25 protein-coding genes are annotated in these 25,506 nt (G+C 35.4%); 13 read left to right on the forward strand and 12 right to left on the reverse strand.

The annotated features are described in order from the left end of the window. Positions 1-51: 51 nt before the first annotated feature. From H0X48_00070 to H0X48_00080, 3 genes are all read right to left on the reverse strand, one after another. Positions 52-849 carry a J domain-containing protein gene (locus H0X48_00070; protein ID MBA3953701.1) on the reverse strand — a complete coding sequence of 266 codons (798 nt, stop codon included), beginning with the start codon at positions 847-849 and terminating at the stop codon, positions 52-54. Positions 850-938: 89 nt separating this feature from the next. Continuing rightward, on the reverse strand, positions 939-1,910 hold the full coding sequence (locus H0X48_00075; protein MBA3953702.1) for a hypothetical protein: 972 nt from the start codon (positions 1,908-1,910) through the stop codon (positions 939-941). Between the two features lie 263 nt (positions 1,911-2,173). Beyond that, complete coding sequence (locus H0X48_00080; GenBank protein ID MBA3953703.1) at positions 2,174-2,686, reverse strand: MepB family protein; 513 nt, start codon at positions 2,684-2,686, stop codon at positions 2,174-2,176. 178 nt (positions 2,687-2,864) lie between these two features. On the opposite strand from H0X48_00080, the gene H0X48_00085 reads away from it, so the two are divergent. Both H0X48_00085 and H0X48_00090 read left to right on the forward strand, forming a co-directional pair. After that, the gene (locus H0X48_00085) at positions 2,865-4,376 is read left to right on the forward strand and encodes a leucyl aminopeptidase (protein MBA3953704.1); all 1,512 of its coding nucleotides are present in this window, start codon (positions 2,865-2,867) and stop codon (positions 4,374-4,376) included. A gap of 192 nt (positions 4,377-4,568) precedes the next feature. Continuing rightward, a complete protein-coding gene (locus H0X48_00090; GenBank protein MBA3953705.1) occupies positions 4,569-5,408 on the forward strand; it encodes an ankyrin repeat domain-containing protein in 840 nt (279 codons plus the stop codon). 75 nt (positions 5,409-5,483) lie between these two features. On the opposite strand, the gene H0X48_00095 is transcribed toward H0X48_00090, so the two are convergent. Then, the gene (locus H0X48_00095; GenBank protein MBA3953706.1) at positions 5,484-6,413 is read right to left on the reverse strand and encodes a hypothetical protein; all 930 of its coding nucleotides are present in this window, start codon (positions 6,411-6,413) and stop codon (positions 5,484-5,486) included. Positions 6,414-6,545: 132 nt separating this feature from the next. Between H0X48_00095 and H0X48_00100 the strand changes: the two genes are divergently transcribed. The 3 genes from H0X48_00100 to H0X48_00110 all read left to right on the forward strand — a co-directional run bounded on the left by H0X48_00100 (position 6,546) and on the right by H0X48_00110 (position 8,379). Beyond that, entirely contained in the window at positions 6,546-7,706 is a 1,161-nt protein-coding gene (locus tag H0X48_00100) for a hypothetical protein (GenBank protein ID MBA3953707.1), read from the forward strand. Positions 7,707-7,851: 145 nt separating this feature from the next. Further along, positions 7,852-8,112 carry a hypothetical protein gene (locus H0X48_00105; protein ID MBA3953708.1) on the forward strand — a complete coding sequence of 87 codons (261 nt, stop codon included), beginning with the start codon at positions 7,852-7,854 and terminating at the stop codon, positions 8,110-8,112. Further along, entirely contained in the window at positions 8,113-8,379 is a 267-nt protein-coding gene (locus H0X48_00110) for a type II toxin-antitoxin system YafQ family toxin (protein MBA3953709.1), read from the forward strand. It abuts the gene before it with no gap. Here the strand turns inward: H0X48_00110 and H0X48_00115 are convergent. After that, positions 8,376-9,380 carry a hypothetical protein gene (locus H0X48_00115; protein MBA3953710.1) on the reverse strand — a complete coding sequence of 335 codons (1,005 nt, stop codon included), beginning with the start codon at positions 9,378-9,380 and terminating at the stop codon, positions 8,376-8,378. The two genes, H0X48_00110 and H0X48_00115, sit on opposite strands and share 4 nt — an antisense overlap. Positions 9,381-9,597: 217 nt before the next feature. Here H0X48_00115 and H0X48_00120 point away from each other — a divergent pair, with 217 nt between their 5' ends. Next, a complete protein-coding gene (locus H0X48_00120) occupies positions 9,598-11,118 on the forward strand; it encodes an ankyrin repeat domain-containing protein (GenBank protein ID MBA3953711.1) in 1,521 nt (506 codons plus the stop codon). 6 nt (positions 11,119-11,124) lie between these two features. Here H0X48_00120 and ftsW read toward each other — a convergent pair whose 3' ends face one another. After that, positions 11,125-12,240, reverse strand: a complete 1,116-nt coding sequence (gene ftsW, locus H0X48_00125) for a putative lipid II flippase FtsW (GenBank protein ID MBA3953712.1) — start codon at positions 12,238-12,240, stop codon at positions 11,125-11,127. Positions 12,241-12,332: 92 nt separating this feature from the next. On the opposite strand from ftsW, the gene H0X48_00130 reads away from it, so the two are divergent. After that, positions 12,333-13,244 (forward strand): ankyrin repeat domain-containing protein, encoded by a 912-nt coding sequence (locus H0X48_00130; protein MBA3953713.1) that lies wholly within the window; start codon positions 12,333-12,335, stop codon positions 13,242-13,244. Positions 13,245-13,264: 20 nt separating this feature from the next. Then, the gene (locus H0X48_00135; protein ID MBA3953714.1) at positions 13,265-13,843 is read left to right on the forward strand and encodes a hypothetical protein; all 579 of its coding nucleotides are present in this window, start codon (positions 13,265-13,267) and stop codon (positions 13,841-13,843) included. A 113-nt stretch (positions 13,844-13,956) separates the two neighbouring features. On the opposite strand, the gene H0X48_00140 is transcribed toward H0X48_00135, so the two are convergent. The 4 genes from H0X48_00140 to H0X48_00155 all read right to left on the reverse strand — a co-directional run bounded on the left by H0X48_00140 (position 13,957) and on the right by H0X48_00155 (position 16,622). Beyond that, complete coding sequence (locus H0X48_00140; GenBank protein ID MBA3953715.1) at positions 13,957-14,463, reverse strand: hypothetical protein; 507 nt, start codon at positions 14,461-14,463, stop codon at positions 13,957-13,959. Positions 14,464-14,482: 19 nt separating this feature from the next. Next, positions 14,483-14,866 (reverse strand): hypothetical protein, encoded by a 384-nt coding sequence (locus H0X48_00145; GenBank protein MBA3953716.1) that lies wholly within the window; start codon positions 14,864-14,866, stop codon positions 14,483-14,485. 101 nt (positions 14,867-14,967) lie between these two features. After that, the gene (locus H0X48_00150) at positions 14,968-16,272 is read right to left on the reverse strand and encodes a WD40 repeat domain-containing protein (protein MBA3953717.1); all 1,305 of its coding nucleotides are present in this window, start codon (positions 16,270-16,272) and stop codon (positions 14,968-14,970) included. Positions 16,273-16,406: 134 nt separating this feature from the next. Continuing rightward, positions 16,407-16,622 (reverse strand): hypothetical protein, encoded by a 216-nt coding sequence (locus H0X48_00155; protein ID MBA3953718.1) that lies wholly within the window; start codon positions 16,620-16,622, stop codon positions 16,407-16,409. A 206-nt stretch (positions 16,623-16,828) separates the two neighbouring features. Between H0X48_00155 and H0X48_00160 the strand changes: the two genes are divergently transcribed. After that, entirely contained in the window at positions 16,829-17,533 is a 705-nt protein-coding gene (locus H0X48_00160; protein ID MBA3953719.1) for a Fic family protein, read from the forward strand. A 57-nt stretch (positions 17,534-17,590) separates the two neighbouring features. Here the strand turns inward: H0X48_00160 and H0X48_00165 are convergent, their stop codons facing one another. Next, positions 17,591-18,991: a hypothetical protein gene (locus H0X48_00165; protein MBA3953720.1), complete on the reverse strand. Its 1,401-nt coding sequence runs from the start codon at positions 18,989-18,991 to the stop codon at positions 17,591-17,593. A 406-nt stretch (positions 18,992-19,397) separates the two neighbouring features. Here H0X48_00165 and H0X48_00170 point away from each other — a divergent pair, with 406 nt between their 5' ends. Together H0X48_00170 and H0X48_00175 are read left to right on the forward strand one after the other, a co-directional pair. Then, complete coding sequence (locus H0X48_00170; GenBank protein ID MBA3953721.1) at positions 19,398-20,669, forward strand: TolC family protein; 1,272 nt, start codon at positions 19,398-19,400, stop codon at positions 20,667-20,669. An 86-nt stretch (positions 20,670-20,755) separates the two neighbouring features. Then, entirely contained in the window at positions 20,756-22,141 is a 1,386-nt protein-coding gene (locus H0X48_00175; protein ID MBA3953722.1) for a hypothetical protein, read from the forward strand. Positions 22,142-22,215: 74 nt separating this feature from the next. Here the strand turns inward: H0X48_00175 and H0X48_00180 are convergent, their stop codons facing one another. Next, positions 22,216-23,295, reverse strand: a complete 1,080-nt coding sequence (locus H0X48_00180; protein ID MBA3953723.1) for a hypothetical protein — start codon at positions 23,293-23,295, stop codon at positions 22,216-22,218. A 423-nt stretch (positions 23,296-23,718) separates the two neighbouring features. On the opposite strand from H0X48_00180, the gene H0X48_00185 reads away from it, so the two are divergent. Beyond that, positions 23,719-24,654, forward strand: coding sequence for a tyrosine-type recombinase/integrase (locus tag H0X48_00185; GenBank protein MBA3953724.1), 936 nt, complete (start codon positions 23,719-23,721; stop codon positions 24,652-24,654). Positions 24,655-24,728: 74 nt separating this feature from the next. Next, on the forward strand, positions 24,729-25,493 hold the full coding sequence (locus H0X48_00190) for a recombinase RecT (protein ID MBA3953725.1): 765 nt from the start codon (positions 24,729-24,731) through the stop codon (positions 25,491-25,493). Positions 25,494-25,506: the final 13 nt, after the last annotated feature.

A 25,506-nucleotide genomic window follows, 5' to 3' on the forward strand; every position in this document is an offset into this window, starting at 1 on the left:
TAAAAAGAGCCAAGAAATACATCCTAGCTCTTTTTAATGTTAGTATAAATATTAGTCTATATTTTTATTTGCTGATGCGCTTGCTGCAGAAGGAAGACTTAGTTTAACAAAATCATCATCACTAAGCTCTTCTTTAAATAAATCAGGGTTCAGTGTACCTTTTTGATTTTTATCTTGATTGTTAATACCTAATCTAAGAGCAAGCTCATGTGCGGTATTTATAATTTTAGATACTTGTGTAGCTAAAGTCTTATTCTCCATTTGGTCTGGATGAAATTGAAATAGAAGATCTCTACGACGTTTATCTATCTCATCACGGTTTGGTGTAGCGTTAGGAGTAAAGTTTAATATGTAATACGGATAAATAGGGCTACCTGCTTTTGCTGCTTGGACTGCTCTTGGAAATACAGTGGAAATCGTTTCCTTATTAGCGGTTTTTGCTCTTAACTCCGTCTCGATTTCAGGAGTAAAAGTCCAGCCGCCCCAACCACTCAACCATCCACCGGCTAAACTACCAGCATTAATAGAGAGTACTATAGCTTTATTACCACTACGGGAAGCTAGTTGTTTTGCTTCTGAAAGATTTATCTCTTGCTGACCTATTTGGGTAAACTGTTTAAGTTGACCATAAGGTTGAATAGTAATACGCTCAACGTCATCTATATTACCAACCGCTATTTTTAAAGGGGAATTGCTTTCTAGTCTATACGGTTGTGCAGTATTACTATTGTTTTTATATACTTCTACTTGCACAGGAGCACTATATTTATTTAAAAGTTTTAATTGTACCGCTTGTAAAGCTTGAGATCCCAGAATTAACATTAGAGTAATGTATACTGTCTTTTTCATAAAAACTCCTTTTTTAGAAAATTAAATTAATATTTTATATTACAATATAATAATAACTTATTTTTTCATAATAAATCAATAGTAGTATATTACTTATGCAAACATAATCTTGAGTAGACAATAGAAAGCAAAGGGTAGGTGAGCTTATTTACGCTATTATTTAAAGCAATAAGATCTTCAGGCAAAAGTGGTGTATCCTTAGTGTCAATTGAGCCTTTATAGGTGTAGCCTATCTTGTAAAGTAACTCAGCAAGCTCATCAGTATGTACTGATCCGGTTATAACAACAATTTTATCATAACTTTGGGCACTAAGTACTTGATGAAATAGCATTATATTAAATAGACAAGAGCCTAAATCCATCAAATGCTGTCTACAAAAATAGTAGGCTAGTCTTTCACTAACTTCATTATATTCTTCTTGGAGTTTCATAACTGCATCTAAAATAGACTCGTCCTTAGACACATTATAGCGAATCAGAAATTTTTTTAAGTTCTGAAAAACTTCAACTACTTCTATAAGTTTTTCATCAAATAAAGCTTGTATTTTAGGGGGATATAGTTGTTTTATAGCTGTAATCTTTTGATGCCATTTAAAATATTCTTGTTGAACATGATCAAAGGTTAACGATATAAAAGGGTATTTTTTACCCTGAAACTCATAAAAAAAATCTGTATCTTTGTCGGGAATAGAGCAGCCAGGAAGCATTATGTCCATAGCGCCACTGATGTGTTTGCGTATTTCACTATCTGCCCAAGAGACGTGATTAAAAGAAGTCGTGTGTAAAAAGTTTGAAACTGAAAGTAGTAAGGATCTGTTATTTGTAGGGTTATTCACTTTAAAATGGTGTGGAACTTCAATAAAAACTTTGCACTTAGTGCCTTGTTGCTCAAAACAATTTAAAGCTTGCCTAATAATAGTATATTGTGGCAATACTATTTCACTATTTTCTTTATGATAATCGCCTAATAAGTATATTTCTTGTTTCTCATTTTTAAATAAAGAAAGCTTTGTTAAAACAGCAGGTAGTCTTGTAGGGGAAAAACAAATGAAAGTAATCAATAGATACTTTATATAACTAAAATAAGGAGTTTTTGACATTGTACTAGTATTTCTATGTTTACGCTGTTTTTATCTTAATCATAGCTAGTTTACAATGCTCTGTACACAGGTATACTAGCTTTAAAGGTTTTTAAAGAAGTAAATAAAGCAGGTATACCACCTTATGTACAAGGTCTTATCTATAATAAAAATTTCACCCAGAAGTTTAATAACTGGAGCTTTTATCTTTAACTGAAGAATAGTTTTGTCTGTAGAATTTTAGGCTACAGGCCAAGTAAAAGCTGAATTTTACAAATATCGAGAACAGGTTGAATCTCAAAAAAATATTTATTTTGCCATGCTTGAGTTTTCTTGGCTTGTGGACTTTCTATTTCAATCCAAGGAGCGTATACTCGTATGGCAAGTTTCCCATTTTTTTCTTTAGTAGATATAATATTTTTTTGCTCTAATATTCTTTTTGGAAAAACAAATTGACCAAAATGCTTATCATCACGCACGCTCATAATAACTACGTCAAATGCGTCGTCTAGGTGATACGGTGTAATAGGACCATTATGGATTCTTTTCCATAATGTAACAAAATGGCCTACTTTTGTTGGTGTGCTCTTGCCCACACGAAATATAACAATTTTATTGTTGAGCTTAAATGTGCAAGCGCCATATTCTTGGCTTTCTATTTCTTGTTGTATTGTGTTGCAACTAAAACCGCTTGGTGTATAAGCAAGCTCTTGTGCTGTAATAAGATCTGAATGTAGAGATACTGTTATATTCACCAATGTTTACTTCACTTGTTTTACGTAGGGTTTTTAAATAGTTTATCTATTAGATAGTTTAAAAACAGTCACTAGGGGAACTGATGCTAGTATTGTTTTTTGATTCAAAGTACACATTAAGTTTGTAACGTATTATACTTAGTGTAATTTTATTATAATTTGTTTTACATTAAGGTATAGTATGGCAAAAATTACTCTTACAACGCAGCGGGGCTTTCAAGTAGCAGCTGATGCGTATGTCTATTTTGTTGAGCATATCTTTGACTTTGCTCGTTTTAAACCCGTAGCTGATGCTTTTTTGCCTCAGTTAGAGCTTATAGCAAAACAGCGCGGTTTTACGGGAAAAGAGGGTAGCTCGCTTTTATTAAATGGCATGTCAGCGGATAACCGTCCAGTCTATATTATTCTACTTGGACTAGGGGACTTAAATGAAGGGTCTCTTAATATAGAAACGTATAGACGTGCGCTTGGTCAAATGGTGCGTATTATAGAATCTCATAAGAGTGCTGTAGTGTCTCTTAGACTTCCAGATCCTGCTCTTTTAAGCGTATCTTATGAGCGCTTGGCCCAAGAGACAGCCACGGTTGTGTATCAAGCATCTTACCATTTTGATGATTTTATAACAAATCCTGATCGCAAGGTGTATTCAGATTTTACTTTAAGTATAAGTATTCGTGATAACAATGCTGTTGAAGAAGTTCAAGCAGGTGTGGATAAAGGTATCTGTATTGGTGTTGCAGTTAATAAGTCGCGCTATTGGTGCGATTTGCCGCCGCGCATTTTAACTCCTACTGAACTTGCACGTCATGCACAAGAAATAGCAACTCAAAATGGTCTTAAAATTACTGTTTTTGATGAAGCAGCTATAAAGAAAATGGGGATGGGTGGTATTGAAGGTGTATCACAAGGATCCGTAGAAGAAGCTCGTTTAGTTATCCTTGAGTACAAGGCAGAGGATATAAATGCTCCGACTATTGCTCTTGTGGGCAAAGGTGTTACCTTTGATTCAGGCGGCTTAAGCATTAAGCCAGCAGTAAGCATGGAAGCTATGAAAGACGATATGTCTGGTGCCTCGGTTGTTATAGCTACCATGGAGGTGCTTGCACAGCTTAAACCGAAAGTTAACGTTATAGCTCTAGCGCCGTTAGCTGAAAATATGCCTAGTGGTAGTGCTATCAGGCCGGGTGATATTCTTACATTTTATAATGGCAAAACAGCAGAAGTTAAAAATACTGATGCAGAAGGTCGTTTAATTTTAGCTGATGCACTTTCGTATGCTATTGCAAACTATAAGTTAGAAGCAATTATTGATATAGCAACACTTACTGGTGCTTGTGCTCACGCTCTTGGACCGTTTTACTCTGGCCTTATGAGTCAGCACGATAGTTTAGTTGCACGTATTGTTAAAGCATCCGAAACTTCTGGCGATAAAGTATGGCGACTACCGATGGATAACGACTATAAAGCTGCAATTAGATCTGATGTTTCTGATATGTGTAATATTGGAAACTCAAAATATATGGCAGGCGCTATTACTGCTGCCTTCTTTTTGCAAAACTTTGTAGGTAGCGTGCCTTGGGCTCATTTAGATATAGCAGGAACCGCTTTTGGTGTGCCTGATAGAAGCTATTTTAGACCAGGTGCCACGGGTGTAGGTATTAGATTATTTACTGATTTACTTATGAACTGGTAATACAAGCGTCTTTTAATGTATAAGTAAGAATTTGTATACAACCCTCAAGAATAGTATCTATCTCTTGAGGGTTGTATTTTAGCATAAAGCTAGCTGTATTTTTTATTTGAGTACTTTTATTTTTGACTTATTCTAAATTTGAATTATAATAAATAATAGATAATATAAAATTAGCTTTTAGAAGGGTTTTTGATGAATATATACAAAATTTTATATGTGATACCATTTTTAAGTTTATCACTTATTTATCCGATGCACAGTAATTATAACGGTCTAGGGCTTTTAAATGCAGCACATAATGGAATGATTGCACAGATAAAAACTGCATTAGAAAGTAATACACCTGTTAACTTTCAAGATGCATCTGGCGAAACAGCACTTCATAAAGCAGCAGCAGCTGGCAAAATAGATACTGTAAATTTTTTGTTGCAAGCAAATGCTGACGCAACTATAAAAAACAATGCTGGAGAAACAGCTTTGCACAAAGCAGTAGAGAGAGGAAATATTCTTATTATAAGAGTATTATTACAATTTAAGTCTATTCTTAATGTACAAAACGTAGAAGGTGATACAGCGCTTCATAAAGCTGCTTACCGAGGGGATATGCCTATTGTAGATCTTTTTGCTAAAGCGGGTGCTCGACTTACTTTAACAAATAAAAGAAAAAGAATACCCTATGAAACAGCAATTGATAGTAGGAAACCTAGTACAGCACAAGCTCTACTAAATCATAGGGATGCTAAAAAGGAACAAGCTAAAATATTCGTTGCAAAACTTTTGACTCGTATGTTTAAACAACATGAACCTCATATACCAGCTGAGTTACTCAAAGTTATCGCTTATTTAGCCTATACTGAAGGCTGGGATTTATTTGGTGTATCTAGTCAAGATCCTGTTTGCTGTATTTGCTTAGAAGGTCATCAATTAGATGCTAAAACTTCATGTAATCATGATTTCCATACTAACTGTCTAACAGAGTGGTTAAATACCAATAGTACTTGTCCTACCTGTCGTAATCAAATTATCAACTAAATTTAAGTAGTGCTTTTAGTATAAGCCTACTTATAAATAATACTTAAAAAGACCGCTAATAGTAGCGGTCTTTTTTTATGCTGATAGCATAGTTTGTGCGTAGGGATAGGAGGGACATGCCGTTTGTGTAGTATGCCATTTGAGCACACTGAGCTCTAAATCAATATACTTTTTGCGTGTCCATGCCTCTTTTTGTGGATGTGTTTCTAACCATTCAAGCACTTTAGGTAGATGCGTAAAAAAATTGAGTCGTAAAAAGTCGCCATGTGACAGACTTTTATCTAAAACTCTCGTTTTAATTTGAATAAGTCGAGGATGCGGTTTAAAAAGCCGCTCAGAAAAGAGTGGTCCGACTCTATCGATATTATCAAGTGCATCAGCAAGCCCTTTATTGGTTAACAAACGGCCAAAGTTAGAGAGCCCTTGTGGATCCAATCGTTGCACAAAATCTGCTGAAGAATAAAATGAGTATATTTGCTTAAACCGCTCATGTTTTACTAAAGGAGCAGTTTCTTTTTGTACAGGCGTTGCAAGTAAAATAAGTTGCTCAATAGTCAATGAACATTCTTTATGTTTATCAGCTATCTGTGCAATGTTTAATGCAATATTGCCTCCATGACTATGACCAATAAGTCTGATGCACGGTTCTTCTCCTGCGGTAGCTTTATACTGCTCTTTAAGCTTTATAATTGTGTGATAAAGTTGATGAGCAACTTTTTTACGCTCACGTGCGCTTAATGCACCGCTCCAACCAAAATAATAGAAAGTATCTAAACTAAATATATGAGGTGCTCCTTGCACAACAGTAGGCGCTATATGTGCTAAGTAGTACTTCTGATCGAATTCATGAGCAGGAGTTAAGCCCGTTGGACAATAGAAAAAATTGAAAAGAAATGGCCGCAAGAAATTAAACAGTGTTCCATGTACAAAAATAGTCAGTGTAGCAACTGCCATAAGCGTTCCTAAAAAAAGTAAATCAGACTGTGCTTTTGTCTTATTAAGCATACTTTACTTTAGGGAGGGAAAAAAACTAAAATGTATTTTGTTTTAAAAAAGCTAGAATTGCTTTAACAGTTGCTCTAGCGGTAGCGTAGATTAGAGTGTTTACGCGTAATCAAAAAAGACGAAAGTGGTAAAATGATTTTTAAAATAATTATAGTTTTGCTGTTCGTGCTTACGCTTTTAGGCGTCTACTGTATGCCGGTATTTAAAAAGCTACCTGCTCCTACGGGCCGATTTGCTGTTAGCTCAACCTTGTATCATTTTGTTGATCATGCTAGAAAAGAAATGCATATAAGTAAAAAAACAGGGCAGCGAGAGCTTATGGTGCGTGCCTGGTATCCAACTGATACACATACTGATGGCATTATTGCAACACAAAAATACCTTAATGATGTGGTGCCTGTCATGCAAAAGCAGTTTACTCAAAAGACCTCTTTGCCTGGATGGTTATTAAAACCATTTATAGCAGTCAAGACACATACTCAGTTACAAAGCTCTGTGACTACCGAAAAAAAAGTTTTTCCAGTAATTATATTTTCTCATGGCTTTAGAGCGCCTATAGAATTATATACTGCGTATATAGAAGAGTTGGCAAGTCATGGCTATGTTGTTTTTGGTATTAATCACACGTATGCAACCTATACAACTGCATTTCCTGACGGTAGGATAGTCTATTTTAACCAACAACATACCCTTGATACTACTCCAGCATCGGACCATGAGCTTGAGGTATGGGTAGCTGATATACACTTTGTGCTTGAAAAAATTAAGGAGCTTAAGAGCACTGATACTGTGTTTAAAGATAGGTTAGATTTAGAAAATTGTGGTTTTATGGGTCACTCATTTGGCGGTGTCACTGCGTTAGCAGCAGCTCAGGTTGAAAGCGCTTGTAAAGCTTTTGTTAATTTAGATGGTCCCTTGAGCTTGTATAAGCATAGAAAGCAAGGAAGTAGTAAGCCGTTTTTGTTTATGGTTCAAGAGTATGCACGTAGTAACAACACAGCTGATACAAAAGAAAAAATACACAAATTAATTGAATTTTGCCATGCTAGCAAAGCTTATGGACGTATTATAGAGATTCAAGGTGCAGGCCATCAGGCGTTTGGTGATTTTGTCTTTTTGAAATATCCACTAGCTAAACTGTTTGGTTTTGATGTTGGAACACGAGGTAGTTATGCTATTAATGCATGTATACGCAAAGAAATTGTAACATTTTTTAATAATCATCTTCATACTTCAGTTAGCAATGCTCATACTAGTAATAACTGTTGTAACTGTATTATAGAACGATTGTAAGAATACTAAAGCCACTCACTGCTGGGCTCTTTAGAGCAAGCTAGCGCTGAGTTTGATTTAATACATGGATTCACCTTTATTTTTATGTACATTTATGTTAATATATAATTATACACAATGGCATGTAATTAATGAGAGGGTGTTCATGAGCATAAGAAATGATATAAGTAGAATAATAATAGAGTTACCTAAAGATCAACATAAAAAGCTTAAGGCTAGAGCTGCTATTCTGGGTAAAAGCATGCGTGAAATTGTGCTTGAGTCGTTAGAATTAACTCAAGAGTGCATGTATAGTGATCATTCTCCTAATGTAGAAACACAGAAATCTATTCAAAATATTGAAGAAGGTAAGAATTTGACTGAGTATACTAGTTTAGAGGACCTTTCCAAAAAATTAGGGTTTTAAATGTTGCAAATTCTTACTGAGGGCAAGTTTGAAAAAGATATAAAAAAAGCACAAAAGCGTGGTAAAGACATGTCTAAGCTACAAGCGATTATTGCATTGTTAGTTATGAGCAAATTGTTACCTAAAAAAAATAAAAATCATAAACTTCAAGGAGTATTTAGAGAGTATTGGGAATGTCATATTGAACCTGATTGGCTTCTTATTTATAAAAAAACAGAAAAGGCTATAGTATTATCAAGAATTGGTAGCCATGCAGATCTGTTTTAAATATGTAGTGAACTATTTTCCATTATTTGATTTGCTAGCAAATTAAGATTTACTTGAATGTCACCAGGTAAGAGCATATCATGATCGTCTAAATAATTAGGAGCTTTATAATCTAAAGCTACAATCTGTGCTTGCGCATTAGAATTTTTATAATGAGCAATAAAACCCCGATCATCGTGGCTTAGGCCAATACATATTACTAAATCGACTTCCTGTAGATTTTGAGCGCTCCATAAGTCATGTGTCTTTTGATCTCCTGCAAACAATGGTCTTATGCCCGTTGCTTCATGCAGCAAATCGATATTTTCAGTAATAATAGAAGTTTTTAAGTGCTGAGCAAGTACAGCTAATCTTTTATGTGCAAGTGTAGTAGCGCTTTCAATTGTCGAAAGTACAAAAATTCCAAAGTTTCGAGTAACCATCTCAGGATTTGAAAGCATAGTACTTACTGTTTTAAGACCATCTGGCCGTCTTCCATTACGAGCAAACCCTAGCATGTCTTCAAGCTTTTGCATACTAGGCACTGAGCATGCAGAGATCCCTGCTCCTGTATAAAAAACAACCCGTTTTTGTTTTATTATTTGACTGAGATTGTCTCCAGATATGCTGTGTGGTGCACATTCTGACTGGTAGGGCTTCGCTTTGTAATACTCTTGAGGTATAGGAGCACTTGTTGAGTCTTGCTTTATAGTTCCCCAGGTATACTCGTAAGCAAAGTGAGTTTTTTCATTTGAAGTGCAGATGAACTTGTTTTTGATATTTTCCGGCAGCTGTTTGTGGAGTGCTGTATCAATAAAAAGTGTAAAACTGGTAGTATGATCATGATAGCAAATTTTAAATTCAAATAGCGGGTCGCGCCACTTAAATGCAGTTATTTGTTCTAATTTAAACTTTTGTAACTGGCTATATTCAAGCGGTGTTATTTTGCAAGGCTCAAATAATAAAGCATTGGTTTGTAATGTGGTACAAAGTATTAGTAAGAGTATTTTTAGTTTAAGCATTGGTAGTAGAAATTCTTTTTTATAAATAAGTGTTAATTTAGCTATTTTATAGTAGCAGAAATATGAATTTTTCTACAATTTATTATTATTTAAATTAGATTTTTAGAAGATATTCTTCTTTTATTAAAATACATCCATTTTACAAGTAGTCTATATAGTGTTAATCTTAATTTTATGTAATACAATCAATTTTAAAATTTCTTAATTATAGGCCTCAATGCATACATATTCTCTAATTTATATTTTAATTGTTCTTTCATCTTTAACTACAAATATATCATTATTAGGTAAGCTAACTCGATTTGATCAGGATTTGCTTCAAGCTGCTATGGACAACAGTGAAAGTCGTATTAAAGAATTATTATCTAATAAAAACATTCATGTTAACTGTCAGGCAAGCAATGATCTTACGCCTCTTCTCATATGTACCTATCGGGGGAACATTCAATGCGTAAAAATGTTACTTGATGCTGGTGCAAATGTTAACCTAGCTGAAAATGAGGGCAATACACCGCTTCACGTAGCTGCTTATGTAGGGCATGCAGCCATAGCTGAGCTATTACTTTCTGCTGGCGCTGGTATAGATAAAAAAACAAACAAAGAAGCAACTCCGCTTCTATTAGCAGTAGAGCGCAACCAGGGTGATTGCATAAAACTCTTACTTAAAAATGGTGCTTGCGTTAATATAGCTGATTATATGGGTGTAACTCCCTTAATGTATACTGCTAGTAATGGTAATGTAGAAGCACTTCAATCTTTGATTGATAAGGGTGCACAGGTCAACGCTCAAGCTAAATCTGATCAAGCAACTCTGCATTATGCAATTGCAGCTGGTAGTTTAGACTCTGTAAAGCTTTTAGTTAAAGCACATGCTTCTCTCAACCTTCCTGGTTATGATGGTCTTACTCCTTTAATGACTGCGGTATCGGCAGGTAATTCTTCTATAGCTCAGTATTTGATTGATAGTGGAGCTCGTATAAATGCTCAATCTACTGATAAATGGACGGCACTTCATTTTGCAGCTTTTCATGCCACAGTAGACTGTATGAAATCCCTTATTAAAGCAAAAGCTCAACTAGATTTGCCGGAAGCTGATCTTTTACTTACTCCACTTTACCTTGCTGCTTCAAAAGGGAATTTAGAATGTGTTAAGCTCCTCATTGAAGCGGGCGCAAATGTTGCTAAGCTTACTAAGCGCAATGAAACATGCTTAACAGCAGCTGCTGGTAATGGTTATACCAAATTACTTGAGTACTTACTTTCTTTGCCTAGAATAAAAGCGCAGATTGATATTCCTAATTGTAATGGCTCTACCGCTCTCTTTTTTGCTGCTCAAGAGAATCATTTAGATTGCCTAAAACTGCTTATTCAAGCAGGTGCGCAAATTAATGTTGAAAGCACTATTGGTACAACTGCTTTAGGCATTGCAGCTCAAAGAGGTCATGCTCGTGTGGTAGAATGTTTGATTAACGCAAAAGCCAATGTTAACTTTAGAAATAAAGATACTGGAGCAACTCCACTTTCTCTAGCTATAATTGATGGTCATTTATCTTGTGTAAAGCTTCTTGTTAAAGCTGGAGCTTCTGTTAATTCACCTATTTTTATTAAAGGTGAAAGTTCTGCTAGAAATATACAGTCCTATGAAACGTATACCCCTTTAGCGATAGCTCAAAAGTTTAAACATACGGATATAGTTAAATGTTTAAAAGAGGTTGGTGCCGTTCTATCAGAATTTTAAGTTATATTAGAGGTCAATAGATTCTTTAGGTGTTGTAACACAATTTATAACAATACCAAGCATGCATAAGTTAGAAAGAAGTGCTGAAACACCGTAGCTAATAAAAGGTAATCCAAGCCCTTTAGTTGGCATAAGGCCTGTAGCCACCGATATATTAACAAACGCTTGTAGGCTTGTAAGTAAAACAAACCCAGCAACAACATAAAAAGTAAAGTTTGTTTTACACTGTTGAGCTAATCGTAAGCCATAGTAAAGAAAAGCTACATAGAGGCCTACAAGTACTGTTGAACCCATAAAGCCTGTTTCTTCAGCAATAATAGAAAAAATAAAATCTGTATGTTGCATAGGTAGATAAAAAAACTTTTGTTTTGAGTGTGCTATTCCAACACCCGTAAGATTGCCTGATCCTATAGCAATAAGAGACTGAATAATTTGAAATCCAGCACCTCGCGGATCAGCCCATGGATTTAAGAAAGTTAAAATGCGTTTAAGGCGGTAGGGCTTAAGTACTACTAGAATCAAGCCTATAGGAACTAACGTTCCGGCCGTGGCAGCTAAATGTTTTGGATTACAATCAGCTAAAAATAAAAGCATAAAAGCAGTAATGCATAACGTAACGGTTTGACCAAAATCAGGCTGTTTAAGTAGTATAGCAGAAGTCACACCTAGAACGCATAAAAGAGGGAGATAGCCATAGATAAGCGAAGAAAGACGGTACTGTTTTTTATCAAGTAAATAAGCAAAATAAAGTAAAAAAGCTATTTTAAGCATTTCGCTTGGCTGAAAGCTAAAGCCACCAAGTTTAATCCAACGGTGAGATCCATGAATTGATTGCCCAATTTTAGGAACCAACGTAAGGCCTGTAAGAATCAGTGATGCATAAAAAGCTAGTGGAGTACATTTTTTTATAAAATGTAAAGGTAAAAAACGGAAAGACAATAGTCCAACAGCACCTAAAACGCATCCCATAAGTTGTTTTTTTACAAAATAATGACCTAGTCCAAAACGCTCACCAGCATATACTGAGCTTGATGAATAAATAAATACTAGTCCTATAAAAACAAAAATAATGATAAGCGCTACAAAAACAGTTAAACCAGTATGTTTTTTGTTTTCGATCATAAACGCCCTTTATAATATAAAAAAAGTTAAAGCTTTGCTATACTAAAGTACATTAACTAATCTATAATTAGCAACCAATGGAAAATATCACTATGAATAAATTTTACTTTTTATTGTGTAACATGGCTATAATAAGTACTTCTCAAGCGGTTATTAACTTATCTCCATCGTCATCTTACATAGAATTAGCGCATAAAGGTAATGCACTAGCAGAAGCTGTTAAAGAGGGGGATTACAAAAAGGTTATGTTATTGTTGAATTATCTGTATGACATTAATAGCGCAGATGAATCAGGATATACACCGTTACATTGGGCAGTCGGCACACAAGATGAATCTATAACGCGTTTACTTCTTGAGCATGGTGCTTTAATAACTCCAAGTATGTCTGGTCTTACGCCCCTTCATCTAGCTGCCTTTAAAAAAGACATAGTATTGCTAAAAATGCTCTTACATTATCCTCTATCTCTTGACTATAAAGACGCCTCTGGTTGTACTGCTTTGTACTATGCTGCTTGTACAGACGATCAGGCAACAGTTGCTTTACTATTAGATGCAGGTGCTTGTTGCCATTGCATTTCAGCGGAGCTTTTAGAAACAGTATCAAGTAATACAATAAAAAGTAGCATAAAATTGTATAGAGCGCTTCTTGAGGCTTCGTATTGTAATGTTAAAGAGGTCAATCTTTTATTGCTTAAAGGCGCTCAGCTTACTCCTTTAATAGTAGCTAATTTAAAGAACTTAGCTCAGGTTTTTGATGTTGTAGAAAAAAAAGATTGCTTAACTTTAAAAAGCTTATTGGGTTCTGGAGTCTCTATTAATGCTAAAGATATAACAGGTGATACATTGCTTCATAAAGCTATGAAAACACAAGATACTTCTTTGGTAAAGCTATTGCTTGATAATGATGCTGATATGACTCTTAAAGATGCACAGGGAAAAACACCTATTTATTTAGCATCTACGGCTGAGCTTCTGCGACTTTTTATTTATACTAATAAATAACAGTAGAAAGAAACAAGTATATGGAAAATGTTATTATATATCTTATTGGTTTTGCAGGAACTGGTAAATTTACCATAGCTAAAGAGTTGAGTTTAAAAACAGGTGCTCATATTGTTGATAACCATCTTATTAACAATCCTATTTTTAGTGTAATTCATACTGATGGAAGCACGCCCATTGCCCGAGCAGCATGGCAAAAAGTTAGTGTAATACGAGAAGCTGTTTATACTACCATTGAAGATATCTCACCAAGAAAGTGGAGCTTTGTTTTTACTAATGAGCTCATAGAAGGATCAGCAGTAGATCAAAAAATATTTAACCGCGTAGCGAGTATTGCAGAAAGTCGTAACAGTATATTTGTTCCTATACGTCTTGTATGTGATTTAGAAGAACTATACCGCCGTGTAGAAAGCGTTGAACGATCAAGCCGTTATAAATTAACCGATCCTAAAGTTGCGAAGTCAGTATTTGAACATGCAAGTGTGCTGAAAATTTCTCACCCCCTAGCCTTAACTTTAGAGGTAACTTGCTTGTCTGCTCAAGAAAGCGCAGCAAAAATCATAGAATATATAAACAACTTGTGTCTAACTATTGCTTAGTGGCAGTTTTTTGGGCAAATGTTACAGAGTACTTGGATAAGCATGATTTTGCAGTAAAAGGCCCAGATTGTTTAACCTGGGCCTTTTACTGTATATTTACTAAATGTATAATATTACTTTTTTGGTATTGCTGTTAAATACTGGGTTGTACGTGGTGCAACTTCTTTATAAGAGCCAGCTTTGCCTGTTGGTTTATAATCAGCTGCTAAACGCTCATACTTAATGCCCCATAATGTACCAGGCACAATTGAGAAAGAAAGCGTTTTTGGACTTCTTTCTTTTGCATCTGATAAATTGGTAAGCGCTAGCGGTTGCTTGTCAACAGTAATAGATTCAGCCATAGGATGCACTTGCTTTATACGTAATGTTGCCCCGGGCCTTATGGCTTTTATGGTAGTGCCAAGCCAAATAGGTAGATCTTGTATAGTTGAGCTGTTGCGTACCCCTTCTATTGATTGTTTATCAAGGGTAAGAAGATCTTTCGCTCTTGTTGCTTCAGTTTCAATAGTTACTATAACAGGCTTGCGTGTTGTATTGGTAAGTTGGACATCAAGTCCATGCATAAAGAATGCAAAACACAGCGGTAGAATACCTATAGTAATCAGTAAGTAGTTTTTCATGAAAATGCTCACTTTTAGCTTACTCATTTGTTGTTTTTATATTACCTTGTTCATCTATAGTAATAGTAGCATTGCTTAGCAATCCAGGCAGGAGCTTTGTACCATTTTTTGTAGCTAATACTCTATGTTGATTATCTTGATTTAATGAGAAAGGCTTCTTGGTTTTAGCTTTTCTGGTGATTACATAAGCCGCTGTTGCTTTATAAGATGGCTCTTCCTTTTGCATAATGGCTTGTTCTAGGCTATCTGTAACTGCTACGCCCTGCCTACCTAAGATATAACCTTCGGGAGTATACTCAATAAGATAGGCATTTTGGTCAGAGTTATTAATAATCTCTTTTATTTGATCAGCTTGAGTAGAGGAAACTGCAAATAGTGTAAGGGTAAATAAAAATTTATTCATAAAATATCTCCTGTTTTTGATTAATATAAATTTAAGTTATATTAGTAATTATATATTAAAAACATACCTAAAATCAATAATGGATAATTTTTTTAGGATATTCAAGAAAAAAGAGAGGCATAGTGGTTTTTAAAATACTCTTGATTTTGAGCAGTAAAACTTCGGAAAATACCTTTTAGCTCCTCAAGCTGAGCCTTCTTGAGTGTCAACAGGTTAATTTTTTGGGTGTTGATACTACAATCGTGTAAAAATTGTATAAACAGAAGCTGATCTAGAGTAAGTTGGCCCTGAGTATACTTATCCAAGTCATCTAAAAGGGTTATATTCCACATTTCAATAGACCCAGTTTCTCCTGCAGTTAGAATTACGTTATGCTCTTTGTTCCAGGTACCATCAAAGAGCACTGCGCTATTGTTTAGATAAACAGCACAATGAGTTTGCTTATAATGGGTTATGTGAGCCGTTTTATCTGTTGAAACGCTTAAAATATACTGTTTGTCGGGACTCCAGAGACAGTTGTTAACGTTGTCTGTATGTTTTGTAATAAGGGTTCTTTTTTTAGTCTGTGGATCATACAACAAGGTTGTTCCATTAAAAAGACCTACTACTAGTTGCTGAGTGGTACTATTATAAGAAATACTTGATGGGAAACTTTCAAATTTGATAGTTTCATAAGGTTCAGATGCTGCTTGATTCCAAAAAGCAATTTTAGATCCAAAGCCAATTATAAGTGTGCTATCGGTGTCGGCAAAACAAAGCACACTTATAGTATCGTTAAACAAGCCATATTGCAGATCATTACAGTTACCTACTAATTGAACAACTGGTTTAACCGAGTTAAGATTAATAGTATATACGTTTCCATTCCAATCGCCGACAGCTAGCTGGGTGTTAGCTGAGTTATAGGCCAGTGCAGTAATATGTTCAGTGCCGCATTGGATAATCTGATCAATTGCTTGCTTTTCTAAAGAATATATAAGTAAATAGCCACTTTTGCATCCGAGTGCTACATAGTTACCGCAAGAACTTAATTGAGCTTTCAGCATTGTATATGGTTCAGGTAAAGTGTAACTGTTCATAATGCAGTAAGTATTAATACTACCTATATGTATTATATTGTTATCAGAAATAGCAATAAATTGATCGCTCGTAGGTCGAAAAAACACAGCTTTAACTGCTTTAGTATCTATAGGTATTGTTTTAGTGGGGTGTTCTATAACTAAGGGGAAAAAAACTTCTGAGTTTTTACGGATATATTTTTTTGCAATTATGTACTGTGTCTCTTTGGGTAAATCAAGAAAATGTGTATTTATACCATAGAGATCATATAAAATATGTGCTTTGATAAGTATACTTGCACTGAATACTATTATACCCACATAATATTTACCGTTTTTTTTATACATGTGAAGCCTAAGAGATTTACTGTTGTATTAGCTGATACTCTTAGTTAGTATACTCAATTTTAAGATATATAAAATAAGCATAAGGCAAAATGTCTAGTCTTGCCTTATGCTTTGGTAAAAATAATGTGATATAATTAAGCTTCTTCTTCCAGGTTCATATCTTCTTGGAAAGCTTGTGAGTTATCTAAATCGGTGTCTGAAAAATCTTGTTCACTAGGCATCATTTGAGCTCGAGGAGCATTTTGATACTGTTGGCCTTGATACGATTGTGTATCTACCATTTCACGATTAGGACAAGCAAAAGCAGCTGAGATTGTAAAAACTGATAAAAGTGCTAGTAATTTGTTCATAAAACTCCTTAATTAGTATTATTAATTTTGATATTCTTTAATGAAAATAACATAAGTAATATTATAAAATCAATAAATATTAATAAATGCTATTATTAAGTAAATAATAATAGTTCATTATTTTAGTATCCTATGTCTTGAAATGGCATAAAATAGTTACGTATACTACCATACAGATAGCTATATCTTGTAACCGGAGACAGTGTATGATACGTATTCTTACTTTTAAAAACTTTGTGTTAGGGGCTTTTTTACTAAGCTCGACTTTTTTACCTCAAACTTACAGTGAAAACCCATCAAAAGGAGAAATTAAAAGAGCTCTCAGAGATTTTAAAAAAGAACTTCGTGAGAAGTTTGAGCGTCAAAATCAACAGTATGCGTGGTCATATGCGAGTATGCTTACTACTAAAGATCGTAAAAATATTACTTTACAAGATCTGCTGCATACTCATTATTTAATTTTAAGAAATATTGATAATGTTAATGCAGGCCGCCTACGTACTATGAACGTTAAGCTATTATCACAACCTCACATTAAATTTCCCAACTACCACGATGTTCCTGCGCAGGTCAATAACTTTTTTAATTGGTTACATGCTGTTGAAGGAGATCCTGTAACTATAGCTATTAGAGCTTTTTGTAAACTGGTATTAGAAATACATCCTTTTGCTGATGGTAATGGGAGAACTTCACGTCTTTTAATGAATGTGCTGTTAGTTCAAGCAGGTTATCAGCCTGTTAATTTTCATAAAAAAACGAACCCTCACGAATACTATAAAATATATATTCCCGCATTAAATAAAGTTTTATTTTATAAAGACTACACAGAATTTGATGCCCTTATTCGAAGCCGTCTTAAAAAAAGAACAAGAGCTACTCAGAATAATGAGCAGCTCCTTGAGTATTTTTAGTAGTTAGTTTTTTTATAGAAGCAGGTGATATACTACCTGCTTCTAGCGTTAGCTTTTTTACTCTATAATTTTGTTTTCTTTTATAAGTACATGGTTTTTTGCGCCTACATATACTGCTGCTACAAGCCATAAGCCTATAAGTCCTAAACTTATAAAACTGCCATATACAAGAAGTTCAGATAGGTCATCTTTAAGTTTATTATTTACTTGTGCTCCTCCAGCTTTAGCGAATCTGCTACCAAACGTGTCTATCCAGCCTTTAGATTTAAACTTTGCATCTTTACTTGTAGGAATATACAGCATTTCTTTTATAGGGTTATTAACAGCATAACCTAGGCCTTTAATAAGTACCATCATGCCAAAAGTAATCCATAAAAGCTGTGTAGCCGATGGTAAAGCAAGTTTAAAATAAATGACAAAACCCAGTATAAGTAAGGCTACTGCTAATGGATAGATTACCAAACTACGACGCAGACCAAAGCGTTTAATAACGTAACTAGTGCCAAGTAATGCTACAACAAATGAAAGTATATTAATGGATACGCCATAGATCCCCTGAAAACGGGTAAAAGCAACATCGCTTACATACAAAGGTGATAACGTTGCTTGAGCTTGCATTTGATATTCAACTATTTGAGAGATAGCTTCATAAAAAGTTGATATCACTAAAACGCCCAACAAATAAGGACGAGAAACTAGCAATGTAAACCCAGAGAAAAAGCCTTCAAAAAATCCTTCTTTTTTCTTTTCTGTTTTAAGTGCAACTACATTGCCCTTTAGCTCATGGGCAGGTATAGTAGCCATAAAGTAACGAATCATAGGAATAACTGCTGCTACTAATACACTTGCTAGCGCGAGGATAGGCCATAAACTACCAATTGAATCTGAAAAGACAAGTACAGCTGAGCCTGCTACTGCACCAAGCTGTGCTATAGCTACGATAAGAGGAAAACCACGCTTAGCTGAATCTGAGGTAGTAATACTATTGGTAAACGACCAAAAAAGAGCCACTACCAATGAACCAAAACTTTCAATAGCAAAATAGCTTACCCAGCCAGTTGTGGCAAGAAGTGTTCTTCCAACAGCTTCTACTCCATACCACTCTTTGAAAAACAGTATGGCTGCTAGGCTACTAAAAATAAGCGCATAAAAAGAGCAAATAATATAAAATAACTGATGCTTTTTAAAAATATCAATAAGCTTTGAGTATACAAGTACAAGGCCTAGAACAACAAAAGGTGACCAGAATTTAGCCGTAGGCTGAAAGAGACGCCCTTGATGGGCAAGCCAACCAAGACTTTCAGGAAAGGCTACTTTTAAAAAAAGAGTGTTTTTAAGTAGTCGTAGCAGCCAATAGGTGCCAATAATTAAAAATAGCGTATAGGAAAGCAACTTGAATTTTTTAATTTCATCTGATTGCAAATCAGGATAGAAATACGAAATAACATGAGTTAACATGAAAATACCCCTTTCTACGGGCAAAAATATAAATAAGGTCAAAAAATATATGAGAAGCTCAAGAGAATAGTTTTTTTAGTGGTTAAGCGCAGTAGTATATCTAGTAATAATATATATAAGCGTAGCAAATCAGAGTTTATTGTCAAAGTTGCTTGATTTTTTCAAAAGCTATTTTTTATACTATGTATACTTACAATGGTAAGTGCGCGTATAAGCTAAAGGAGGCTTGGATGAATTGTTCAGTATGTACTTTGGTAGGAATTGCGGCTCTTGGTGCAAGTATCCTGGTTGTTTTTTTTGTATTTTTAATTTTTAGGCGGCGTTAAAAGTTGACAAGATCTTTATTGCTATGTAATGCTAAGCTCTTAAATTAAGCGTACAAGAAAAATTTTTAAATAAGAAGTTTATGAAAAAAGTATACACCGGTCTGCTTATACTAGGTTTGCTGCTCATCTCTGGATGTCAAAGGGTGACAGTAACAACAGAACATCTACAGCTAAAAAATGTAGCGTGCCAGAATTTGGGGAGCTCATTTGTTGTACCTGAGTGTAGTATGCGTCGTCCGCTTAAAGATTGTCTTTCACGTGATGAAGCTTTTGCATTAGCAATTGCTAACAATCAAACGTTACAATCGCAATTGCAAGATATAGGGGTAGCTAAAGCTGATTTAGTACAAGCTGGTCTTTATACTAATCCGTTACTAGCAATAGTAAGCAATCTGCCTTTTCAAAAACTCAATGTGCCTAATTATAGTATTACAACTTCATTTGCCTTAGCAGATTTGTGGCAGACGCCACTACGAAAAAAGATATTTCATGCTCAAGTTCAATCTGCAATTTATCAGATGATACAAAATATTCTTGACCTTAAAGTGCAGGTGCGTAAAGCCTATGACGCAGTTGTCTATGCGCAAAATCAATTAACACCAGCACAGCAAGCAGTTAAAGAGCTTATGCATGATGAAGCTTATACAAGTATAGATGCAGCAAAAGCTCAAGTAGACGTTGAAGCTGCGCAGGTAAGAGTCTCTACAGCTTTTATTACTTTATATACTATTTTAGGCATAGATGACTTTGCTTTACAAACAAAACTTTGTGATACTTTAGAAATGGTGCCACCTATTCCTGCTTTAGAAATACTTTGCTGTTGGTCGCAAGAAAGTCGGCCAGAAATTGCTAATGCACGTTGGAAAATAGAGCAATATAAAGCAACAGTTACGTATGAAAAAGTACGTGTTGTTAAAGACGTAAACATGGGTTTTAGTTATGCACAAGATTTTACACTAAATACCGGTCTTGGCCCAGAGTTTGACACCCATGTGCCGTTGTTTGACCAAAATCAAAGTGCTATTGCACGCAATCAGTTTTTACTTGAAAAGTCTTTACGTGAGTATGAAGCAGTGCAGCTTAAAATTAAAGCTGAAGTATACCAAAACTATCAAACTTTTATAAGCATTGCTAAACAGTTAGATAGTTACCAACATCAAATAATCCCTGGTTATAAAGCGCTGATGCTGTCTAAGCCACAAGATGATACTGTAGCTAAAAACTTGCAAGAAAGCCAAAGTAAACTTATAGATTTATATTATAACGCACATACTGTTTTTGCTGACTTAGAACGAGCAGTAGGTCGTGAGATAGCTGTAAAACCTAAGCTAGTGCAAAACGTAAGCTGTTGACAATTATTACCCTCTCATTACAGTTAAATAAACTAGCTAAACATAGTTACTTGTAGTTTATAAGCGTAATTAGATAAAGGTAATCTATGAATATTCGATTTTATTTTTTAATGGTAGGCGCTTTAGCTGGCTTAAGTCAGCCTAGTTTTTGTCCTCCAAATACAGTGTTAATTGATGAGCAACAGCAGATTGAAGTACTTGTACATAGAAACTTACATGAGCTCTCTAAATCTGATGGGGTAAGTCTTGGCGCGGTACAAGACTTTATGCAACACATGTTCTCTGCACCAGAATCAGTAAAAGAGTCTTTAGCGGCAACATTTAAAGATGTCTCTCTTCCTCTTACACAAAAGTTTATTTATGTATTAAAGCAAAGTACTTCTGCTGTTTTAAAAACTAAAACGACACAACGTTATATGCAAGCAGTAGCTCAAGCCACGCTTAAGGCTTCGCTTTCTACAGCTCTGCTTAGTAGTCTTTCAACATTAACGGGTAATATGGGCGCCGATGTAGCGTTACAAACAGTTATAGCGTATATGTTGCTGTATGGCACTGAAGCTATGGCGCAAGTAGCTTTACACGATACAGTAGCGCTTGCACCAAGCTCTCCTGTAAGTGCAGCTTTAGCTACAAAAAATAGAATGCTTGCTCAAAAAACAGTTACTCTTTTACCCCAGGAAAGAGATGCCTTTTGTCAGGGCGTTCACTCGTTGGTTGCAAAAGAAACAGCACGTTCAGTTCTCTCTACAGGCCTTGAAGCTGCTTGTTTTTCTCTTATATCTACTCAAGTAATAGCAAAAATAATTGAGGCTGAAGGTGGACTGCAAAATATAGGTCTTAGTATGCTCCATAATGCTCAATGGGTTGGTAGTTTACAATCAACCACAACAGGAGAGCTAGCACAAGAAGAAAATCTTATGTGGATTTTTGGTAAGTTACAGCAGAACTTTCTCTGTAGCAAAGAAAAGCAGCAGTTTTTGGCTGCTGTTGTGAGCTCTGCATTACAAGGTGCTCTTGTAGCACTTATAATACAAAATCTTGGCTGTGGCTTTTATTTTGAAACAGGGCTCATTAATGCTGTAGGTAATGCTGCTCTAGCCGGAGCTGCTGAAGGGCTTATACAATACCTAACCTATGGTACTAAAAATGTAGGGCTATTAAGTGATTTACTTACCGGTGGAGCTCTGTGTGTAGGGCGATTGCATTCTCTTGGCCTACAACCTACATTAGCTACCACAACTTCTTTTGTAATGCAAAAAACACTATCTAACGTTATTGACCAAACAGTGATCAAACAAGGTGGTTGGCAAAATGTGGCTAAGCGAATTTTAGCTCCTACGCTTCCTGTTGGTCTATTTTCTTGGTCTTCACCTAGCTCTTGGTTTAATTCTATCACTACAGGTATACAGTCTAAAGTAACTGATTTTAAATCTGTAATAAGCCAATTAAGCTTAGGTGGTTCAACTGTATAAACTTTTAATTGCGTGTTAAATACTCAGTAAAAAAGGGGACTTGCTTATGCAAGTCCCCTTTTTGTAATTAAAAATTACCGTCTTTTGCGGTTAGTGGTTCTAGTAGTTCTTTGTGAAGATCTTTTATTAAGAGTTCGTAAAGCTAGAGCTTTTTTCTGTAGTTGTGCTCTTCTAGTGCGCGTTTGTTGTGCACGAGCAAGCCTTAAACGAACTGCTGCGTTTCTTACAGAAGGAGCTTGGCGACGTTGTGGTTGTTGACGACTATTTAGTGCAACTCGTCTTGCCCTCTGTTGCGGCTGTTGGCGTTGATTTGGTGCTATTCTTCTTGACGGCTGTTGTCTTATACTAGGTCTAGGGTTACTTGTAGGCGCAACTTGAGGCGTATGCACAGGTTGAAAGTGTGGCTTGTGTGGAGTAGCAGCTCCGCCAATACCAAAGTGCTGACATAAATAATCAATATGCTTTTTTATTGGTGTATGTTCATGTATAGGCTCGTTCATGTTATCGCATACATGGAGCTCTCTGTGTCCATCAGCACGCTTTACTACTGATGCCAGGACTGCGTGGGGTACCCCACGAGCACTATGAACACTACACATAAAATGAGCAAAATGTGATTGTCCTAAAGGAGCTCTATCAAGCTCTTGTTGTAGGTGAGAAATAGTTTCTTCGCCTCTGCGCTGATGTGCTTGATTAATGAGCAATTTTACGTGTGCAGCATCATGATGATTACCAACTGGTACAGAAAGAGACTTACTTATTAAAGGGCTTACTCCATAATCTTCAGTACGAAGGGAAAGCCATCGATTAAGTCCTAAATGAGGAGCCAAGCCTTCAATAGTAGTGTTACTTGCACCATGGTTAGGTGCTATTCCTTGTTGTTGTAATCGTGGCAAACAAGTGTTTTTAAAGCGGTTTACATCGCTGTAAGCATTATGTTTACCGTTAGAACTCTCTAAGCTGCAGGCATTATAAAGTGTGTTATATCCACAAGACCAACCGTTAACTTGTTGTACTTGGTGATGGTATACGGGTTTATTATTTAAGCTTGCAGGTAAAGGTAACGCTTGTACTGTTGTATGAATGAAAAAGGTTAGCAATAAGTTTGTAAGCATGAAAGCTTTATGGTTTTTAAGATAAGTAACGTAGTGCATAAAAGCTCTCCCTAAGTATTATATAATTATATAGTATATTATTATATTACTAAGTATAATTAAAAAGTCAAACTGAAGTAAAAAAAGAGCTTGTGCTTTAATAACTAGTAATATAGCCGACTTTTAAAAGTCGGCTATATTTTTTTATTTTTATAAACTGGAGATAGCTGCTATCTTAATGGCTATCGGTGCCTTTACGTATCAGCGTTATGCTAAGTCTGTATAGTATTGGGGCTGTTGTAGCCCTATAGATCAGCGCCAGCATTCATAAGAAGTTGTGCTAGCTCTTTATACAGAAGCTAACTATTTTTGCACTATTTGGCAGCTATTAGTTTAGTGTAGACCAATACTAGAGTTTAGTTTTGCAAAACCCTATACTAATAGTAGAGAGCATACATTACAGCAAAGCGCAAAGGAGCTGCTATGTTTGAAGTGGTTATACAACCTGACACGCTACATAATTTAGATTCATTTGTTTTACCTTTTTTAAAATCCTTGGATATACGTCAATCATCGCGTGACACGTATCATAGACAGTTGCGGGAGTTTATGGTGTGGCGTCTCCAGACACAAACCGGTACGCTTGTGCGCCAAGATTTACTTGATTATAAAGAATATCTTAAATATGATAAAAATCTTACAGCGTTTACTATAGGTGGGTATTTAACTGCCGTACGCCGTTTTTTTGAATGGCTTGAATCTATGCAGATTTATCCTAATATTGCCAAAGGCATAAAAGGGCCAAGGCGAAAACGTGGTTTTAAAAAAGATGCACTTACTATAGATCAAGCAAAGTTATTGCTCAGCACTATTGACAGATCAACACTGAGTGGTAAACGTGATTTTGCTATGCTTAATCTTATGGTTCGCACCGGTTTACGTACTATCGAAATCATTCGTGCAACACGTGAAGATATAGGCAGGCAGGGCGGTGAACCCGTGTTGTTTATTCATGGTAAAGGTCGTGATAGCAAAGATGAGCTTGTATTGCTTACTGAAAGCACACTTGTGCCAATACGGGACTATTTTGTTGCTCGTGGGCGTGTCCGTGATCAAGATCCGGTGTTTGCTTCTCACAGCACTAAAAATTGGGGTAAGCGGTTAACTACACGCTCTATTTCTCGTATTGCTAAAAATCACTTAAAAGCTATTGATATAAATGATGCTCGTTTAACTGCGCATAGTTTGCGTCATACCGCTATAACATTTAGTTTGCTTGCTGGTGCTACGCCCCAAGAAGCGCGAGCAATGGCACGACATTCTGATATTAATACAACACTTATTTATGCTCATAATATTAATCGTATAAGCCAAGCGCCTGAGCGTAAAATTGATGCATTTTTAGATGATACTCTTTAAGCCTAACTGGTAAAATTTTATTGTTTATGGTATACTAAATAGAGTAAAATAATTAAAAAAATGGAGTGCAATTCATGACATTAGCAAAAATAAAAAAAAGTTCTGATACTCTCTATGACCTAGAGCTTATTAAAAATACGGTTGCTAAAGGTGCTACAGAAGAAGAGCTTAAAACGTTGATTTATCTGTGCAAAGAATATAACTTAGACCCTATTAAAAAAGAGATCTATTTTTTAAAGTATGGTGGTAAGGCAACTATACTTACCAGTCGCGATGGGTACTTGAAAATAGCTAATCTTAATGAGCAGTTTGATGGACTTGAAAGTGATGTTGTCTATGTGGGAGATAAGCTTACTAAAAAAGATGATGGTAGTTTGCATATAGAATATAGCCCCGAGCATTTGTCATTTGATAAAACTAAGCTCATGGGTGCTTTTTGTAGTGTTTTTAGAAAAGATCGTAGAAAAGCAACTACCGTGTTTGTAAGCCTTAAAGATTATTATAAAAAAGGTGCTCCTATTTGGGAGCAGTATATTAATGCAATGATTCTAAAAGTAGCTGAAGCAATGGCTCTTAAACGTGCTTTTTCTATAAGTGGTCTTGTTACTCGAGAAGAAATTGAAAAAGAGCATTTTGAAACTGATATAGAGCCAGAGTTGATTGAAGAAAAGTTAGTAACCGAAGCACAGCGTAAAGCAGTATTTGCTATAGTATCTTCTAAATCGTTAACAGAAGAGAGCGTAAAAGAGCTGATGTTAAAAAACTTTAATAAAACTGCCACGAAAGATCTTACTAAAGAAGAAGCGCGTAGTTTAATTTCTTTTCTTAATAATTTATAAGTTTTAGGCATTA

Source organism: Candidatus Dependentiae bacterium (genome assembly GCA_013821315.1).
Taxonomy (GTDB): domain Bacteria; phylum Babelota; class Babeliae; order Babelales; family Babelaceae; genus JACDHA01.

What these genes read in the sequence shown, in the direction of transcription:
- H0X48_00070 (MBA3953701.1), bottom strand. Translation starts at nt 849, where the DNA reads ATGAAAAAGACAGTATACATTACTCTAATGTTAATTCTGGGATCTCAA.
- H0X48_00085 (MBA3953704.1), top strand. Translation starts at nt 2,865, where the DNA reads ATGGCAAAAATTACTCTTACAACGCAGCGGGGCTTTCAAGTAGCAGCT.
- H0X48_00090 (MBA3953705.1), top strand. Translation starts at nt 4,569, where the DNA reads ATGAATATATACAAAATTTTATATGTGATACCATTTTTAAGTTTATCA.
- H0X48_00095 (MBA3953706.1), bottom strand. Translation starts at nt 6,413, where the DNA reads ATGCTTAATAAGACAAAAGCACAGTCTGATTTACTTTTTTTAGGAACG.
- H0X48_00100 (MBA3953707.1), top strand. Translation starts at nt 6,546, where the DNA reads ATGATTTTTAAAATAATTATAGTTTTGCTGTTCGTGCTTACGCTTTTA.
- H0X48_00105 (MBA3953708.1), top strand. Translation starts at nt 7,852, where the DNA reads ATGAGCATAAGAAATGATATAAGTAGAATAATAATAGAGTTACCTAAA.
- H0X48_00110 (MBA3953709.1), top strand. Translation starts at nt 8,113, where the DNA reads ATGTTGCAAATTCTTACTGAGGGCAAGTTTGAAAAAGATATAAAAAAA.
- H0X48_00115 (MBA3953710.1), bottom strand. Translation starts at nt 9,380, where the DNA reads ATGCTTAAACTAAAAATACTCTTACTAATACTTTGTACCACATTACAA.
- H0X48_00120 (MBA3953711.1), top strand. Translation starts at nt 9,598, where the DNA reads ATGCATACATATTCTCTAATTTATATTTTAATTGTTCTTTCATCTTTA.
- ftsW (MBA3953712.1), bottom strand. Translation starts at nt 12,240, where the DNA reads ATGATCGAAAACAAAAAACATACTGGTTTAACTGTTTTTGTAGCGCTT.
- H0X48_00130 (MBA3953713.1), top strand. Translation starts at nt 12,333, where the DNA reads ATGAATAAATTTTACTTTTTATTGTGTAACATGGCTATAATAAGTACT.
- H0X48_00135 (MBA3953714.1), top strand. Translation starts at nt 13,265, where the DNA reads ATGGAAAATGTTATTATATATCTTATTGGTTTTGCAGGAACTGGTAAA.
- H0X48_00140 (MBA3953715.1), bottom strand. Translation starts at nt 14,463, where the DNA reads ATGAAAAACTACTTACTGATTACTATAGGTATTCTACCGCTGTGTTTT.
- H0X48_00145 (MBA3953716.1), bottom strand. Translation starts at nt 14,866, where the DNA reads ATGAATAAATTTTTATTTACCCTTACACTATTTGCAGTTTCCTCTACT.
- H0X48_00150 (MBA3953717.1), bottom strand. Translation starts at nt 16,272, where the DNA reads ATGTATAAAAAAAACGGTAAATATTATGTGGGTATAATAGTATTCAGT.
- H0X48_00155 (MBA3953718.1), bottom strand. Translation starts at nt 16,622, where the DNA reads ATGAACAAATTACTAGCACTTTTATCAGTTTTTACAATCTCAGCTGCT.
- H0X48_00160 (MBA3953719.1), top strand. Translation starts at nt 16,829, where the DNA reads ATGATACGTATTCTTACTTTTAAAAACTTTGTGTTAGGGGCTTTTTTA.
- H0X48_00165 (MBA3953720.1), bottom strand. Translation starts at nt 18,991, where the DNA reads ATGTTAACTCATGTTATTTCGTATTTCTATCCTGATTTGCAATCAGAT.
- H0X48_00170 (MBA3953721.1), top strand. Translation starts at nt 19,398, where the DNA reads ATGAAAAAAGTATACACCGGTCTGCTTATACTAGGTTTGCTGCTCATC.
- H0X48_00175 (MBA3953722.1), top strand. Translation starts at nt 20,756, where the DNA reads ATGAATATTCGATTTTATTTTTTAATGGTAGGCGCTTTAGCTGGCTTA.
- H0X48_00180 (MBA3953723.1), bottom strand. Translation starts at nt 23,295, where the DNA reads ATGCACTACGTTACTTATCTTAAAAACCATAAAGCTTTCATGCTTACA.
- H0X48_00185 (MBA3953724.1), top strand. Translation starts at nt 23,719, where the DNA reads ATGTTTGAAGTGGTTATACAACCTGACACGCTACATAATTTAGATTCA.
- H0X48_00190 (MBA3953725.1), top strand. Translation starts at nt 24,729, where the DNA reads ATGACATTAGCAAAAATAAAAAAAAGTTCTGATACTCTCTATGACCTA.